Source organism: Mammaliicoccus sp. P-M59, from assembly GCF_022386135.1.
Taxonomy (GTDB): Bacteria; Bacillota; Bacilli; order Staphylococcales; family Staphylococcaceae; genus Mammaliicoccus; species Mammaliicoccus sciuri_A.
Map to the genome: position 1 here is coordinate 65,078 of NZ_JAJNJJ010000005.1, position 14,730 is coordinate 79,807.

Here is a 14,730-nt window from a genome sequence, read left to right on the forward strand (position 1 = left end):
GAAAGGACGTGAAGACATGAAAAAAATAAGAAGTTACACCAGTATTTGGTCAGTAGAAAAAGTGATTTATGCGATTAATGATTTACAACTCCCTTTCCCAATTACCTTTACGCAAATGACATGGTTTATCGTTTCTTTGTTTGTCGTCATACTCTTTGGCAGTTTACCACCACTTTCTCTGATTGACGGAGCACTACTCAAATACTTAGGGATTCCCATTGTTCTCACTGGGTTCATGTGCCAAAAGACCTTTGACGGAAAGAAACCCTATGGATTTCTAAAGTCTATCATTACCTATGCTCTACGCCCTAAAGTAACCTACGCTGGCAAACAAATACGATTAAAAAAAGAAACAATGAATGAATCGATTACGATTGTAAGGAGTGAACAACTAGATGGCATATCCGATTAAATATATGGAAGATAATCTCGTATTTAATCATGATGGCGAAGTATTCGCTTATTATGAATTAATTCCCTATAATTACAGTTTTTTAAGTTCCGATGAAAAAATTCAAGTTCATGATAATTTCTGTCAATTGATTGCCCAAAATCGTGATGGCAAGATTCATGCTCTGCAACTAGCAACCGAATCAAGTATTCGAGCCACACAGGAACAATCGAAAAAAGAAATCACTGGACGATTAAAAGAGATAGCTTACGAAAAAATAGATGAACAGACCGAAGCGTTAATTTCTATGATTGGTGACAATCAAGTAGACTATCGCTTTTTTATTGGTTTTAAACTCTACCTCAATGAACAGGAAGTATCCGTAAAAAATGTTGGGAAAGAAATTCAAAAAGCATTTGCGGAATTCTTTCATGGTGTGAATCACAAATTAATGGGCGATTTTGTTTCTATGCCTATGGCGGAAATCGAACGCTTTTCTAAGATGGAACAGTTGTTAGAAAGTAAATTATCCAGACGCTTTCAGATTCGTAAATTGGAGAAAGATGATTTTGGTTATATTATTGAACATCTTTACGGGCAAACAGGTGTCCCTTTTGATGACTACGACTACCATTTACCGAAACGATACGAAGATAAAAAAGTGTTGGTAAAGAAATACGATATTCTCAAACCCACTCGCTGTTTAATCGAAGAAAATCAACGCTATTTACGGATTGAACAGGAAGATACCACTACTTATGTGGCGTATTTTACAATTAATAGTATTGTTGGTGAATTGGATTTCCCTAATAGTGAAATTTTTTATTACCAGCAACAGCAGTTTACTTTCCCCGTTGATACCAGTATGAATGTTGAAATTGTCGCCAATAAAAAAGCCTTATCTACCGTTCGCAATAAAAAGAAAGAACTGAAAGATTTAGATAGCCACGCATGGGAAAGCGACAACGAAACCAGTACTAATGTGGTGGACGCTTTAGAATCTGTCGATGAATTAGAAAGTAATTTAGACCAAACCAAAGAATCTATGTACAAACTAAGCTATGTGGTACGGGTATCAGCAAAGAATTTGGACGAGCTGAAACAACGTTGTGATGAAGTAAAAGATTTTTATGATGATCTGTCTATCAAATTAGTACGACCTTTTGGCGATATGCTAGGCTTGCATAATGAATTTATTCCCTCAAGCAAGCGATATATCAATGACTATATTCAATATGTCACGTCGGATTTTTTGGCTGGTCTTGGTTTCGGTGCTACACAAATGATTGGTGAAAATTCTGGTATTTACGTCGGTTACAATCTCGATACAGGCAGAAATATTTATCTCCAACCTAGCCTTGCAAGTCAAGGAATTAAAGGCTCTGTAACAAATGCATTAGCGTCCGCTTTTATTGGTTCATTAGGTGGCGGAAAATCATTCTCTAACAATATGCTGGTCTATTATTCAGTACTCTTTGGCGGACAGGCAACCATTGTTGACCCAAAAGCTGAACGTGGTGAATGGAAAGAAACCTTACCTGATATTGCCCATGAAATCAATATTGTTAATCTCACGAGTGAGAACGACAATAAAGGGTTACTTGACCCTTATGTGATTTTAAAACTCCCGAAAGATTCAGAAAGCCTTGCCATTGATATTCTCACGTTCTTAACAGGTATTTCCAGCCGAGATAGCGAGAAGTTTCCTGTCCTGCGTAAAGCTATTCGGAGTGTAACTCAAAGCAAACAACGAGGGTTGTTATTGGTGATTGATGAATTGCGAAAAGAAGATACGCCCATCAGCAATAGTATTGCTGACCATATCGAAAGCTTTGTCGATTATGATTTTGCCCATCTGTTATTCAGTGATGGCAGTGTCACCCAATCCATTAGCTTGGAAAAACAACTCAATATTATTCAAGTGGCAGATTTGGTCTTACCCGATTCCAATAGCTCTTTTGAAGAATACACTACCATGGAATTATTAAGTGTGGCAATGCTGATTGTCATTAGTACCTTTGCTTTAGACTTTATCCACTCTGACCGTTCCATTTTTAAAATTGTTGACCTTGATGAGGCTTGGAGTTTTTTACAAGTGGCACAAGGAAAAGCTCTATCTATGCGATTGGTTCGAGCAGGACGTGCCATGAATGCAGGGGTCTATTTCGTTACTCAAAACGCGGACGATTTACTAGATGAAAAGATGAAGAATAATATTGGCTTGAAATTTGCCTTTCGTTCCACTGACCTAGTGGAAATCAAAAAGACCTTAGAATTTTTTGGTGTGGACAAGGAAGATGAAAACAATCAGAAACGCTTACGTGAATTAGAAAATGGACAATGTTTAGTTTCAGACATCTATGGTCGTGTAGGGGTTATGCAGTTTCACCCGATTTTTGAAGAGTTGCTTCATGCCTTTGATACCAGACCGCCTGTGCGAAATGAGGTGGAAGAATGACACAAAAACAAAAGAAATTTCTTCACTATAGTTGGATAACGCTCCTTTGTGTGGGCGTTATTTTACTTTTATTAGGCACGCTGGGCAATGCAGTACAAGCGACAGGCTTAGTTGATGAAACCATTGATACAAGCAATGAATACTCCAAGTATGGTTTGAATCAATATCAGCTTGATTATTATGTGGACAATAGCTGGGGCTGGCTTCCATGGAATTGGAGTGATGGCATAGGACAATCGGTGATGTATGGATTGTATGCCATTACTAATTTTATTTGGACAATTTCTCTTTATCTATCGAACGCCACAGGTTATTTGGTGAAAGAAGCCTATGCCTTAGATTTCATTAGTCAAACATCCCAAGCAATTGGCGAAAACATGCAGACGATTGCAGGCATTACACCGAATGGCTTTTCCAGTTCAGGGTTTTATGTCGGTTTCCTCCTTCTTTTTATTCTCATTGTTGGAATCTATGTTGCCTATACAGGATTGGTTAAGCGAGAAACGACGAAAGTGATACGAGCTGTTTTAAACTTTGTCGTGGTGTTTATTCTATCGGCTTCCTTTATTGCGTATGCACCCGATTATATTGCGAAAATCAATGATTTTTCCAAAGATGTCAGTACCGCCAGTCTGAATATTGGGACAAAAATTGTTCTTCCTAACACGGATAGTCAAGGGAAAGACAGTGTGGACATGATACGTGACAGCTTATTCTCTGTTCAAGTAAAGCAACCATGGCTATTGCTTCAATATGGCTCCACTGATGTAGAAGCGTTAGGGGAAGAACGTGTGGAAAGTTTATTGTCTACCAGTCCAGATACAAACAATGGTGAAGATAGAGAAAATGTAGTGATTGAAGAAATTGAAGATCATGACAATACCTATTTAACCCTACCGAAGACGATTTCCAGATTAGGAACAGTCTTCTTTTTGTTTGTATTCAATATTGGTATCTCGATTTTTGTTTTCCTTCTAACAGGAATCATGATTTTTTCGCAAGTGCTATTTATTATTTTCGCTATGTTTTTGCCAATCAGTTTCCTATTAAGTATGTTGCCGAGTTTTGATGGCATGGGCAGGCATGCCATTACCAAGTTATTTAATGTGATTATGACAAGGGCTGGTATTACCTTGATTATTACCGTTGCCTTTAGTATTTCCACTATGCTTTATTCGCTGTCAGCAAGTTCTCCCTTTTTCATGATTATGTTTTTACAAATTGTGACCTTTGCAGGGATTTATTTTAAACTGGGCGATTTAATGAGCCTATTCACTTTACAAAGCAACGACTCTCAAAACATGGGCAGACAAGTGTTTCGCAGACCTCGTCAAATGATGAATCGACAAACCAGAAGATTTCAACGCAGTATGAGTAAGATTTTTCGTGGAAAAGCAGGGTCAACGAAGCAAAAGACAATGACAACAAAGCAGAATCAAACCAATAAAGCTAACCATACTCGTCAAAATGAACGGACTACACCAAAGAAAGAAACAGCACTTTCCAATGTGAAAAAGCAACAAGGCGGTATCGGGCAACGATTAGGTGAAAAGACAGCCCATGTATTGGACACGAAAAATCGTCTAGTCAATAAAAGAAAGCAGGCAAAACAACAGATACAGGCGACACCAACCCATGTCAAATATGCCCTTCATCAAGGAAAAGAGAATGTCACTCATAATGTAACAGACTTTAAACAATCTATGGCAGATACCAAAGCTCAACGCAAACAACAGCGTATGAACCAGCAGGAGCAAAAACGAAAGAACATTGCTCAAAAGCGTTTGGAGCTGGATAAAGCAAAAGAAAAAAGACGAAAAGAAAACCCATCATCTCCTGTTCAGAATAACCAGCAGCATGTTCGCAAGCGTCAGCAAACCGTCACGCCTGTTTTGTCACAAAACACTAAACGTGAAAATCATCAGCGACCATTGAAAAAAGAGCAAAAACAAAAGACACCACCGAAGCAATTCAATCAGAGGAAGCTAAATAAAAGAACGGATAAGCGAGGACAACAAACATGAAGCTAAAAATAACAGTGATTTGTAGTGTGGTCTTCTCTCTCTTCTTTTTTCTCTTATTATTCCTAGTCATTTTCTTTGCAGATGATACGGACAGTGGCGAAAACAACAAGGATTCTTCTATTCCACAAGGCGGTGTGACCGTTTCACCAGAAGTGTTGGCACACCGTCCGTTGATTGAAAAATATGGTAAGGAATATGGGATTGAAGACTATGTTTCTTATATCTTAGCCATTATGCAAGTGGAATCGGGCGGTACAGCAGAAGATGTTATGCAAAGTTCCGAATCTTTGGGTTTACCGCCCAACAGTTTGAGTACCGAAGAGTCCATCAAACAAGGGGTTAAATATTTCAGTGAATTATTAACCAGTGCAGAACAACAAGGAGTGGATATAGATTCTGTTATCCAATCTTATAATTATGGCGGTGGCTTTTTAAATTATGTGAGGAGTCATGGGAAAAAATATACCTATGAATTAGCCGAACAGTTTTCTAAAGAGAAGTCGGGTGGTCAAAAAGCAGACTATCCCAATCCTATAGCCATACCTGTGAATGGTGGTTGGCGATATAACTATGGAAATCAGTTTTATGTTCAGTTGGTTTCACAATACCTAACCGACACTTCCCCAACAGAATTTGATGATGAAACCGTGCAAGTCATTATGGACGAAGCCTTGAAATACGAAGGGTTTCCCTATGTCTTTGGAGGGGCGTCGCCTACCACCTCTTTTGATTGTAGTGGCTTAATACAATGGGTGTATGACAAAGCTGGCATTTCTCTCCCTCGTGTCGCCCAAGATCAGTATGACGCTACGCAAGAAATCTCTATGGAAGAAGCCCAAGCAGGCGACCTTATCTTCTTTCATTCAACCTATAATGCAGGCACATATGTGACTCATGTGGCGATATATTTAGAGGGAAATCGCTTTTATCATGCAGGCGACCCAATCGGTTATGGCGACTTAAGCAGTCGTTATTGGCAAGACCATCTGATTGGGGCTAGACGTGTTATTCATAACTAAGAAAGGAATGAATCAAATGATTATAAAAATCGAGCGAAAAGAAAAGAAGGAGAAACCAAAGAAATCTAAAAAACCGAGCAAGCAAAGAAAAGTTCCGATGATTAAAGTTGGCACGCATAAGAAATTAACCTTTGTTTTATGGGTTTTATTGATTGGTAGTGTCGGATTTGGAATCTATAAAAATTTTACTGCCATTGACACTCATACTGTCCGTGAAACAGAAATCATTAAACAGCAGATTGTCGATACCAACCAAGTAGAAAGTTTTGTGAAATCCTTTGCGAAAGACTACTTTTCGTGGCAACAATCCCAAGAAGCCATTGATAAACGAAATGAAAAATTGACCCATTATTTGACGGAAGAATTGCAGGTATTAAATGAAGAAATGATTCGTAAGGATATTCCTACTAGTTCTAGTGTGAACGATATACAGGTGTGGCAGGTTTCTCAAGTGAATGAGAACACCTTTGAGGTACTGTTTTCTGTTGAACAAGTTATTACCGAAGACAAAGACAAGGAAACTATATCGTCTAGCTTTCATGTGGTTGTCCATATAGATGAATCAGATAATATGGTTATTATCAAAAATCCGACAATGAGTAAGAAACCTCAAAAATCGGACTACCAACCCAAACAGCTAGAAAGTGACCATACAGTAGATACAGAAACGATGGACGAAATCACTAGCTTTTTAGAAACGTTCTTCCAGCTCTATCCTACCGCCACAGAAAAAGAATTGACTTACTATGTAAGTAATCATGTGTTACCTATGATTAACAAGGAATATGTTTTCGAGGAATTGGTGAATCCTATCTTTACCAGAAAAGATAACCAAGTAATCGTGAATGTCGCTGTGAAATATTTAGATCAAGAAACAAAGGCAACCCAAATCTCGCAATTTGAGTTGATATTAGAAAAACAAGATAATTGGAAGATTGTAAAATAACAAATATTGGTACATGATTACAGATACTTTGTAATCATGTACTCTTTTTGATAAAAAATTGGAGATTCCTTTACAAATATGCTCTTACGTGCTATTATTTAAGTGACTATTTAAAAGGAGTTAATAAATATGCGGCAAGGTATTCTTAAATAAACTGTCAATTTGATAGCGGGAACAAATAATTAGATGTCCTTTTTTAGGAGGGCTTAGTTTTTTGTACCCAGTTTAAGAATACCTTTATCATGTGATTCTAAAGTATCCAGAGAATATCTGTATGCTTTGTATACCTATGGTTATGCATAAAAATCCCAGTGATAAAAGTATTTATCACTGGGATTTTTATGCCCTTTTGGGTTTTTGAATGGAGGAAAATCACATGAAAATTATTAATATTGGAGTTTTAGCTCATGTTGATGCAGGAAAAACTACCTTAACAGAAAGCTTATTATATAACAGTGGAGCGATTACAGAATTAGGAAGCGTGGACAAAGGTACAACGAGGACGGATAATACGCTTTTAGAACGTCAGAGAGGAATTACAATTCAGACAGGAATAACCTCTTTTCAGTGGGAAAATACGAAGGTGAACATCATAGACACGCCAGGACATATGGATTTCTTAGCAGAAGTATATCGTTCATTATCAGTTTTAGATGGGGCAATTCTACTGATTTCTGCAAAAGATGGCGTACAAGCACAAACTCGTATATTATTTCATGCACTTAGGAAAATGGGGATTCCCACAATCTTTTTTATCAATAAGATTGACCAAAATGGAATTGATTTATCAACGGTTTATCAGGATATTAAAGAGAAACTTTCTGCCGAAATTGTAATCAAACAGAAGGTAGAACTGTATCCTAATATGTGTGTGACGAACTTTACCGAATCTGAACAATGGGATACGGTAATAGAGGGAAACGATGACCTTTTAGAGAAATATATGTCCGGTAAATCATTAGAAGCATTGGAACTCGAACAAGAGGAAAGCATAAGATTTCAGAATTGTTCTCTGTTCCCTCTTTATCATGGAAGTGCAAAAAGTAATATAGGGATTGATAACCTTATAGAAGTTATTACTAATAAATTTTATTCATCAACACATCGAGGTCCGTCTGAACTTTGCGGAAATGTTTTCAAAATTGAATATACAAAAAAAAGACAACGTCTTGCATATATACGCCTTTATAGTGGAGTACTACATTTACGAGATTCGGTTAGAGTATCAGAAAAAGAAAAAATAAAAGTTACAGAAATGTATACTTCAATAAATGGTGAATTATGTAAGATTGATAGAGCTTATTCTGGAGAAATTGTTATTTTGCAAAATGAGTTTTTGAAGTTAAATAGTGTTCTTGGAGATACAAAACTATTGCCACAGAGAAAAAAGATTGAAAATCCGCACCCTCTACTACAAACAACTGTTGAACCGAGTAAACCTGAACAGAGAGAAATGTTGCTTGATGCCCTTTTGGAAATCTCAGATAGTGATCCGCTTCTACGATATTACGTGGATTCTACGACACATGAAATTATACTTTCTTTCTTAGGGAAAGTACAAATGGAAGTGATTAGTGCACTGTTGCAAGAAAAGTATCATGTGGAGATAGAACTAAAAGAGCCTACAGTCATTTATATGGAGAGACCGTTAAAAAATGCAGAATATACCATTCACATCGAAGTGCCGCCAAATCCTTTCTGGGCTTCCATTGGTTTATCTGTATCACCGCTTCCGTTGGGAAGTGGAATGCAGTATGAGAGCTCGGTTTCTCTTGGATACTTAAATCAATCATTTCAAAATGCAGTTATGGAAGGGATACGCTATGGTTGCGAACAAGGATTATATGGTTGGAATGTGACGGATTGTAAAATCTGTTTTAAGTACGGTTTATACTATAGCCCTGTTAGTACTCCAGCAGATTTTCGGATGCTTACTCCTATTGTACTGGAGCAAGCCTTTAGAAAAGCTGGAACAGAATTGTTAGAGCCATATCTTAGTTTTAAAGTTTATGCACCACAGGAATATCTTTCACGGGCATATAACGATGCTCCCAAATATTGTGCAAATATCGTAAATACTCAACTGAAAAATAATGAGGTCATTATTATTGGAGAAATTCCTGCTCGATGTATTCAAGATTATCGCAATGATTTAACTTTTTTTACAAATGGGCTTAGTGTTTGTTTAGCAGAGCTAAAAGGATATCAGGTTACCACTGGCGAACCTGTTTGCCAGACCCGTCGTCTAAATAGTCGGATAGATAAAGTAAGATATATGTTCAATAAAATAACTTAGTGCGTTTTATGTTGTTATATAAATATGGTTTCTTATTAAATAAGATGAAATATTCTTTAATATAGATTTGAATTAAAGTGGAAAGGAGGAGATTGTTATTATAAACTACAAGTGGATATTGTGTCCTATTTGTGGAAATAAAACAAGACTACGAATACGAGTGGATACTATACTTAAAAATTTCCCTTTATACTGCCCCAAATGTAAGAACGAAACTTTAATTAATGTTCAAAAAATGAATATAATAACAATCAAAGAGCCAGACGCCAAGACGCAGAGCCGATAATTTGAGAAATGAAACTCTCATCTTATCGGCTCTTTTTGTTTATCTGAATTTTACTGACTAGCCTTCAATATTTCTTGCTTCATTGATACCTTTTGCTAGTGCTTCCATTAAGGATAGTTCTTTGTCTGTAAAGCTATCCATGTATTTTTCTACCTGTAACCTTCGAGTGCTTTTAATCAAATTATCTGTAGGTAAGAAAAATTCATCAATAGATACATGGAGTAATGATACAAGATCATACAGCACTTGTGTACTTGGGTGTTGTCCTTTGTTTTCTATATTTGTTAAATAACGTGGGTCAATTTCAATCATTGTTCCCACTTGTTCACGAGTGAGACCCCGTTTCATTCGAGCCTCTTTAATCGCTAAACCAACGGCTCTAAAATCGTATTTATCTTCTTTTTTACGCATACTAAATCACCTCTATACATTTTACTGTTCCTATATAACCATAAACAGGTATAGAAAAACATGTTATATAGTTTATGAGTTCCTATAGAACACTGTGGAATTTATTAATGCGATGAATCCAATTTCAAATAGAAAGGTCGCTGATTTTATTTACCTATACAACTTTATAAAATTTAGTCATACTCCTAGAAAGTAGATAAAATTGGCGACTTAATGGAGGGAAAAGTCGCCATGAGAAAGATAATCTGTCATCTAGTTCTCTTAATTAAGTTCTTATCAAAAAAACTTATCCACCTGTACTGGATAGATATGACCATCAATGTGGTTTTGCAGATTACATAGATAGAAAAATCAAAGCATATGAACAGAGAAAACAATCTGTTTATGTGCTTTTTTGGTCACTTAATAAATATCTTTTAGGATTTCTCTTCATTTATGCAACAAATCCCCCTTTCGTGTCGGGGTTTAGTATGAAGGGAGATAAAGAAGCACATGCCACTCCCTTTCACGACAGAAAGGGGGTGAAAAGCATGAAACCATCTTCTTTTCAAGAAACCATAGAAAATCAGTTTGACTATATCTGCAAACAAGTTATTGAAGATGAACGAAAAGATTACTTCAAACATCTAGACAGACTATCAGCAAAAGAAGTCTCGTTTTCTGATATAGATAACTACCTTGTCAACTCTTTTTCTACTGTTGATACGTACGTCACTGATTTCCAACTATTTAAATTATTTGGATTAAGAATCAATGTTGAAAGTGATTTATTAAGTGAAGCCCTGCGTCATCTTTCAGAGAAAAAACGGAACATTATTTTACTTCATTACTTTATGGATATGAGTGATGTGGAGATTGCGGAGTTACTAAATTTGAATCGTTCGACTGTTTATCGTCATCGAATAAGTGGACTAGCCATGATTAAAGAATTCATGAAGGAGTGTAAAGAATGAAAACAGCTTATCCAAGGGTTCCCTTCCCCCTCATTGTAAAGGCGACAGATGGCGACGTGGAAGCAATTAATCAGATTGTTAAACATTATCGAGGGTATACCTCAAAACGTTCATTACGTCGCATGACAGACGAATATGGAAATTCTCATATGGTTATTGATGAAACCCTACGTGGCAGAATGGAAACGAAACTCATCTCTAAGATTTTATCGTTCGAAATTAAATAGTCCCATTTTTTCGTGGAAGCGTGTCGAATCGTATCCACGCTTCCCGATTTGGGAGGTTTGTTATTCCATCAAAGCATATTGTGTGTTCAGTAGGTTTTGATAGGCTAACAAGCCAAACGTTCTTTGACAACCAAATAAAGGCAATCGAATACGTTTCGGTAAGAAAAGAGCTGATGAACTAACACGCCATGACCTACAAAATTAGTGAGCGATTCATGTTAGTAATTCGAAAGTAATCTTTAGCAGGATTGCTGCCATGACTTTCTTATCGTGATAATGATACTCCCGTATAGCCATAGTCCGAGCGTTAGAAGCGTCACAGGCAATGGGTACGGCTACATGAGAACCATGCAGAAGTGAAATTCCTGTGAGCTTTGCTAGAGCTGTTCGATTGCTAAGATATTCTTCTCTTGTCAGTGTATTATTATAAAACTATTTGATATAATTATAGGTGAATATTGGAGTTTTCCTAGCCTATAATTGGGAAAGGAGTAATAATGATAACGGTCACAAAAAAGGATTTAGTTGAGCTAGGATATGGAACTTCTTTTTCAGCAGACATCATAAAAAAAGCAAAAGAATTGATGATTACAAAAGGGCATATCTACTATCAATCTCGAAAGCTAGATAGAGTCCCTCGTGAAGCTGTTGAAGAAATTCTAGGAATTCGGTTTTCAAATGAAAACAGGTCTGAGTAGTTTTTGCACAGTAAGGAGTAAAAACTATGGTTAAAGACCCAATAAAAAAAGCAAAGAATGGAACCTATTATTTTCGTGCAAATCTAGGTTATGATTCTAAAGGGAAAAAAATTCAAAAATATCGTAGTGGATTCACTACTAAAAAAGAAGCAAGAGAAGAATATTCGAAACTGCTATTGATGAAACCAGAAGAATTAAGTGAGAATAAGGATAAAATGACGTTTAAACATTATATCTTTGAAATTTTCCTTCCATGGTATAAGACACAGGTAAAGCTCAGAACATATGAAAATCGCTTACCAACTATTAAGAAGCATTTCTCTTATTTTGATAAAATGGCTGTTTCCGATATTGAGCCTATTGATGTGCAAAATTGGCAACTAAAATTATCAAAGAAGTGTAAGTCTTCTTATGTAAGAGCTGTTCAAGGACTATTTTCAGTTGCTATGGATCGAGCAATTGTCCTTGGGATAACCACCACAAATCCATCTAAGATTATTGGCAATGTGAAAAAGCAAAAGTCTAAAATTGAATTTTGGACAAAAGAAGAATTTGAAAAAGTAATCTCTCTAATTTACAAAGAAGATTACTATCAACACTTTTTATTTATCTCTCTGTGGTTTTTATTTATGACTGGAATGCGAATTGGTGAAGCTACTGCCATTCAATGGGAAGATATTGATTTTGACTCAGGAGTACTAACCATCAACAAAACACTCTATTACAAGAATCAATCGAATTATAGATTTGTTGAACCAAAAACAAAGGCGAGCGTTCGTCATATTGTATTAGATAAATGCACATTAACTTATTTATCCGAATGGAAGGAAGTACAACAAAATCTAATTCAGACAGACTTTGTAATGAGCTATAACGGTATTCCTACCCAAAAACATACACTATCATATGCTATTGAACGCTATGCTAAGCTGGCTGGTATCCATCGAATCAGAATCCATGGGTTACGGCATTCTCATGCTTCCTTGTTAATCAGTATGGGAGAAAATCCACTTATCATTAAAGATCGTCTAGGACACGAAGATATTGAGACGACTTTAGGAACGTATGGACATCTTTATCCTAACAGTAATTTCGAGGTAGCTAACAAATTAAATGGAGCCATTTCCTTTAAAGAAGCAAAACAAAATTATGATACTTCACCAAAGAATCAATTTACTGTAGACTACTTGCGAAACAAAGAAATGAAAAAAGTGCAATAAAAGTGCAGTAAAAAGATAAGAAGAGCCAGAAACCCTTGGTATAAGAGGATTTCTAGCTCTCCTACAACTATTCCCACTCCGTATTTACCTTCTTCTACCCATAATTTAAATGATATTGAAAGTGTATGCATGCCAGATGCAATGATACCTTTAAATCTACTTTGTTCTGCTTTTTCTTTATCTATATGCATATATTGAGGATCAAAAGTTGTTGCAAATTGGATAATTTCTTCTTCTGTAATATGAAGGCTTTTTGTTTTGAATGTTTCTCCTACTATAAAATCATCGTATTTCATATATGTCTCTCTTTCTTATTCAAATTAATTTTTTAGTATGTAACATGTTAAAGGTAAGTCTACCGTCACTGAAACGTAAGACTCACCTCTAACTTTCTATTGAGACAAATGCACCATTTTATCTGCATTGTCTGTAAAGATACCATCAACTCCCCAATTAGCAAGTTGGTTTGCACGTGCTGGTTTGTTTACAGTCCATACGTTCAATTCATAACCCGCTTCTTTTACCATTTTTACTTTTGCTTTAGTAAGTTTGGCATCTTCAGTGTTTACTATTTTAGCATTACAGTAATCTAAAAGTGTTCTCCAGTCTTCACGAAACGAAGTTGTATGGAATATAACTGCTCTGTTATATTGTGGCATGATTTCTTCTGCAAGTTTAACAAGCACAACATTAAAGCTTGAAATGAGCACTTCTTGATTCTGATTTAAGTTTGTTAATTGTTCTTCCACTTGCTTAACCATACTTTTAGAAAGTGCTAGTCCATTCGGTCCAGTAATACCTTTTAATTCTACATTTAAATTCATATTATATTCATTTGCTATTTTTACTACATCATCGAAAGTTGGCAAATGTTCATCTTTGAATTTTTCACCAAACCAAGATCCTGCAGAAGCATCTTTAATTTCATCATAATTCAATTCAGTTATTTCCCCGGACATATTTGTAGTCCGTTCTAAATAATCATCATGAATGATAATCAGTTGTTCATCTTTTGTAATTGCAACATCTAACTCCAACCAGTTTATACCTTCTACTTCTGAAGCAGCTTTAAATGATGCAATTGTATTTTCCGGAGCTTTACTAGGTAATCCTCTATGTCCATATACAGTTAGCATATTACCTCTCCTTGCATTTTTATTTTTTTAATTAACGTAACTGTATTATCACATTAATCGCACTTTTATTTCCATTAAAAAGAGATGAATATCATAAATAAAGAAGTCGATAGATTCGTATTGATTATGGAGTTAATCTACGTCTCATCTCATTTTTAAAAAATCATTTATGTCCCAAGCTCCATTTTGTAATCAAGTCTAGTTTTTCTGTACCCCTTATCTGCAATTTTACTTAGGATTGCTTTTAACTTACCTCTTATCTGCAATTTTACTTAGGATTGCTTTTAACTTACCCCTTATCTGCAATTTTACTGAGAACTGCTTTTAACGCACCTCTTATCTGCAATTTTGCCTAGAACTGCTTTTAACGTACCTCTTATCTGCAATTTTACTGAGAACTGCTTTTAACTTACCCCTTATCAGCAATTTTGCATGGAATTGCTTTTAACGTACCTCTTATCTGCAATTTTACTTAGAACTGCTTTTAACAAACCTCTTATCTGCAATTTTACTTAGAACTGCTTTTAACGTACCTCTTATCTGTAATTTTACTGAGAACTGCTTTTAACAAACCTCTTATCTGCAATTTTACTTAGAACTGCTTTTAACAAACCTCTTATCTGCAATTTTACTTAGAATTGCTTTTACTATTCCTCTTATTAGTA

At 35.8% G+C, this 14,730-nt stretch carries 14 protein-coding genes and 1 pseudogene; 12 read left to right on the top strand and 3 right to left on the bottom strand.

Annotated elements, in window-relative coordinates; genetic code table 11:
- The first annotated feature begins 16 nt into the window (after window positions 1–16).
- From LQ617_RS09035 to LQ617_RS09070, 8 genes are all read left to right on the top strand, one after another.
- A complete protein-coding gene (locus tag LQ617_RS09035; protein WP_000723887.1) occupies window positions 17–412 on the top strand; it encodes a conjugal transfer protein in 396 nt (131 codons plus the stop codon).
- Entirely contained in the window at window positions 396–2,849 is a 2,454-nt protein-coding gene (tcpF, locus tag LQ617_RS09040; protein ID WP_000331165.1) for a conjugal transfer ATPase TcpF, read from the top strand. Before LQ617_RS09035 ends, tcpF begins: the two co-directional genes overlap by 17 nt.
- Complete coding sequence (locus LQ617_RS09045) at window positions 2,846–4,873, top strand: CD3337/EF1877 family mobilome membrane protein (RefSeq protein WP_000192393.1); 2,028 nt, start codon at window positions 2,846–2,848, stop codon at window positions 4,871–4,873. The genes tcpF and LQ617_RS09045 overlap by 4 nt, the downstream gene beginning before the upstream one ends.
- A complete protein-coding gene (locus LQ617_RS09050; RefSeq protein ID WP_000768373.1) occupies window positions 4,870–5,892 on the top strand; it encodes a bifunctional lytic transglycosylase/C40 family peptidase in 1,023 nt (340 codons plus the stop codon). The genes LQ617_RS09045 and LQ617_RS09050 overlap by 4 nt, the downstream gene beginning before the upstream one ends.
- Window positions 5,893–5,908: 16 nt before the next feature.
- Window positions 5,909–6,838, top strand: a complete 930-nt coding sequence (locus tag LQ617_RS09055) for a conjugal transfer protein (protein WP_000584387.1) — start codon at window positions 5,909–5,911, stop codon at window positions 6,836–6,838.
- Window positions 6,839–7,112: 274 nt separating this feature from the next.
- Window positions 7,113–7,199 carry a tetracycline resistance determinant leader peptide gene (locus LQ617_RS09060; protein WP_011058339.1) on the top strand — a complete coding sequence of 29 codons (87 nt, stop codon included), beginning with the start codon at window positions 7,113–7,115 and terminating at the stop codon, window positions 7,197–7,199.
- A gap of 15 nt (window positions 7,200–7,214) precedes the next feature.
- Entirely contained in the window at window positions 7,215–9,134 is a 1,920-nt protein-coding gene (tet(M), locus tag LQ617_RS09065) for a tetracycline resistance ribosomal protection protein Tet(M) (protein WP_000691737.1), read from the top strand.
- 118 nt (window positions 9,135–9,252) lie between these two features.
- On the top strand, window positions 9,253–9,420 hold the full coding sequence (locus tag LQ617_RS09070; RefSeq protein ID WP_001803271.1) for a cysteine-rich KTR domain-containing protein: 168 nt from the start codon (window positions 9,253–9,255) through the stop codon (window positions 9,418–9,420).
- A 57-nt stretch (window positions 9,421–9,477) separates the two neighbouring features.
- Here LQ617_RS09070 and LQ617_RS09075 read toward each other — a convergent pair whose 3' ends face one another.
- On the bottom strand, window positions 9,478–9,831 hold the full coding sequence (locus tag LQ617_RS09075) for a helix-turn-helix domain-containing protein (protein ID WP_001227350.1): 354 nt from the start codon (window positions 9,829–9,831) through the stop codon (window positions 9,478–9,480).
- 530 nt (window positions 9,832–10,361) lie between these two features.
- On the opposite strand from LQ617_RS09075, the gene LQ617_RS09080 reads away from it, so the two are divergent.
- From LQ617_RS09080 to LQ617_RS09095, 4 genes are all read left to right on the top strand, one after another.
- Window positions 10,362–10,784, top strand: a complete 423-nt coding sequence (locus LQ617_RS09080) for an RNA polymerase sigma factor (RefSeq protein WP_000804879.1) — start codon at window positions 10,362–10,364, stop codon at window positions 10,782–10,784.
- A complete protein-coding gene (locus tag LQ617_RS09085; RefSeq protein ID WP_000845143.1) occupies window positions 10,781–11,011 on the top strand; it encodes a helix-turn-helix domain-containing protein in 231 nt (76 codons plus the stop codon). The genes LQ617_RS09080 and LQ617_RS09085 overlap by 4 nt, the downstream gene beginning before the upstream one ends.
- Window positions 11,012–11,508: 497 nt before the next feature.
- Complete coding sequence (locus LQ617_RS09090) at window positions 11,509–11,709, top strand: DUF3173 family protein (protein ID WP_000633907.1); 201 nt, start codon at window positions 11,509–11,511, stop codon at window positions 11,707–11,709.
- Between the two features lie 26 nt (window positions 11,710–11,735).
- A complete protein-coding gene (locus LQ617_RS09095; RefSeq protein ID WP_000237797.1) occupies window positions 11,736–12,929 on the top strand; it encodes a site-specific integrase in 1,194 nt (397 codons plus the stop codon).
- Between the two features lie 59 nt (window positions 12,930–12,988).
- Here the strand turns inward: LQ617_RS09095 and LQ617_RS09100 are convergent.
- Window positions 12,989–13,225 (bottom strand): annotated as a pseudogene (locus LQ617_RS09100) (MaoC/PaaZ C-terminal domain-containing protein); the annotation flags it as partial.
- 96 nt (window positions 13,226–13,321) lie between these two features.
- Window positions 13,322–14,065 carry a glycerophosphoryl diester phosphodiesterase gene (locus LQ617_RS09105; RefSeq protein WP_000958858.1) on the bottom strand — a complete coding sequence of 248 codons (744 nt, stop codon included), beginning with the start codon at window positions 14,063–14,065 and terminating at the stop codon, window positions 13,322–13,324.
- Window positions 14,066–14,730 lie beyond the last annotated feature (665 nt).

Coding starts and splice junctions, on each gene's coding strand:
- LQ617_RS09080 (WP_000804879.1), top strand. CDS start 10,362: ATGAAACCATCTTCTTTTCAAGAAACCATAGAAAATCAGTTTGACTAT.
- LQ617_RS09095 (WP_000237797.1), top strand. CDS start 11,736: ATGGTTAAAGACCCAATAAAAAAAGCAAAGAATGGAACCTATTATTTT.
- tcpF (WP_000331165.1), top strand. CDS start 396: ATGGCATATCCGATTAAATATATGGAAGATAATCTCGTATTTAATCAT.
- LQ617_RS09090 (WP_000633907.1), top strand. CDS start 11,509: ATGATAACGGTCACAAAAAAGGATTTAGTTGAGCTAGGATATGGAACT.
- LQ617_RS09075 (WP_001227350.1), bottom strand. CDS start 9,831: ATGCGTAAAAAAGAAGATAAATACGATTTTAGAGCCGTTGGTTTAGCG.
- LQ617_RS09055 (WP_000584387.1), top strand. CDS start 5,909: ATGATTATAAAAATCGAGCGAAAAGAAAAGAAGGAGAAACCAAAGAAA.
- LQ617_RS09105 (WP_000958858.1), bottom strand. CDS start 14,065: ATGCTAACTGTATATGGACATAGAGGATTACCTAGTAAAGCTCCGGAA.
- LQ617_RS09085 (WP_000845143.1), top strand. CDS start 10,781: ATGAAAACAGCTTATCCAAGGGTTCCCTTCCCCCTCATTGTAAAGGCG.
- LQ617_RS09060 (WP_011058339.1), top strand. CDS start 7,113: ATGCTTTGTATACCTATGGTTATGCATAAAAATCCCAGTGATAAAAGT.
- LQ617_RS09050 (WP_000768373.1), top strand. CDS start 4,870: ATGAAGCTAAAAATAACAGTGATTTGTAGTGTGGTCTTCTCTCTCTTC.
- LQ617_RS09045 (WP_000192393.1), top strand. CDS start 2,846: ATGACACAAAAACAAAAGAAATTTCTTCACTATAGTTGGATAACGCTC.
- LQ617_RS09035 (WP_000723887.1), top strand. CDS start 17: ATGAAAAAAATAAGAAGTTACACCAGTATTTGGTCAGTAGAAAAAGTG.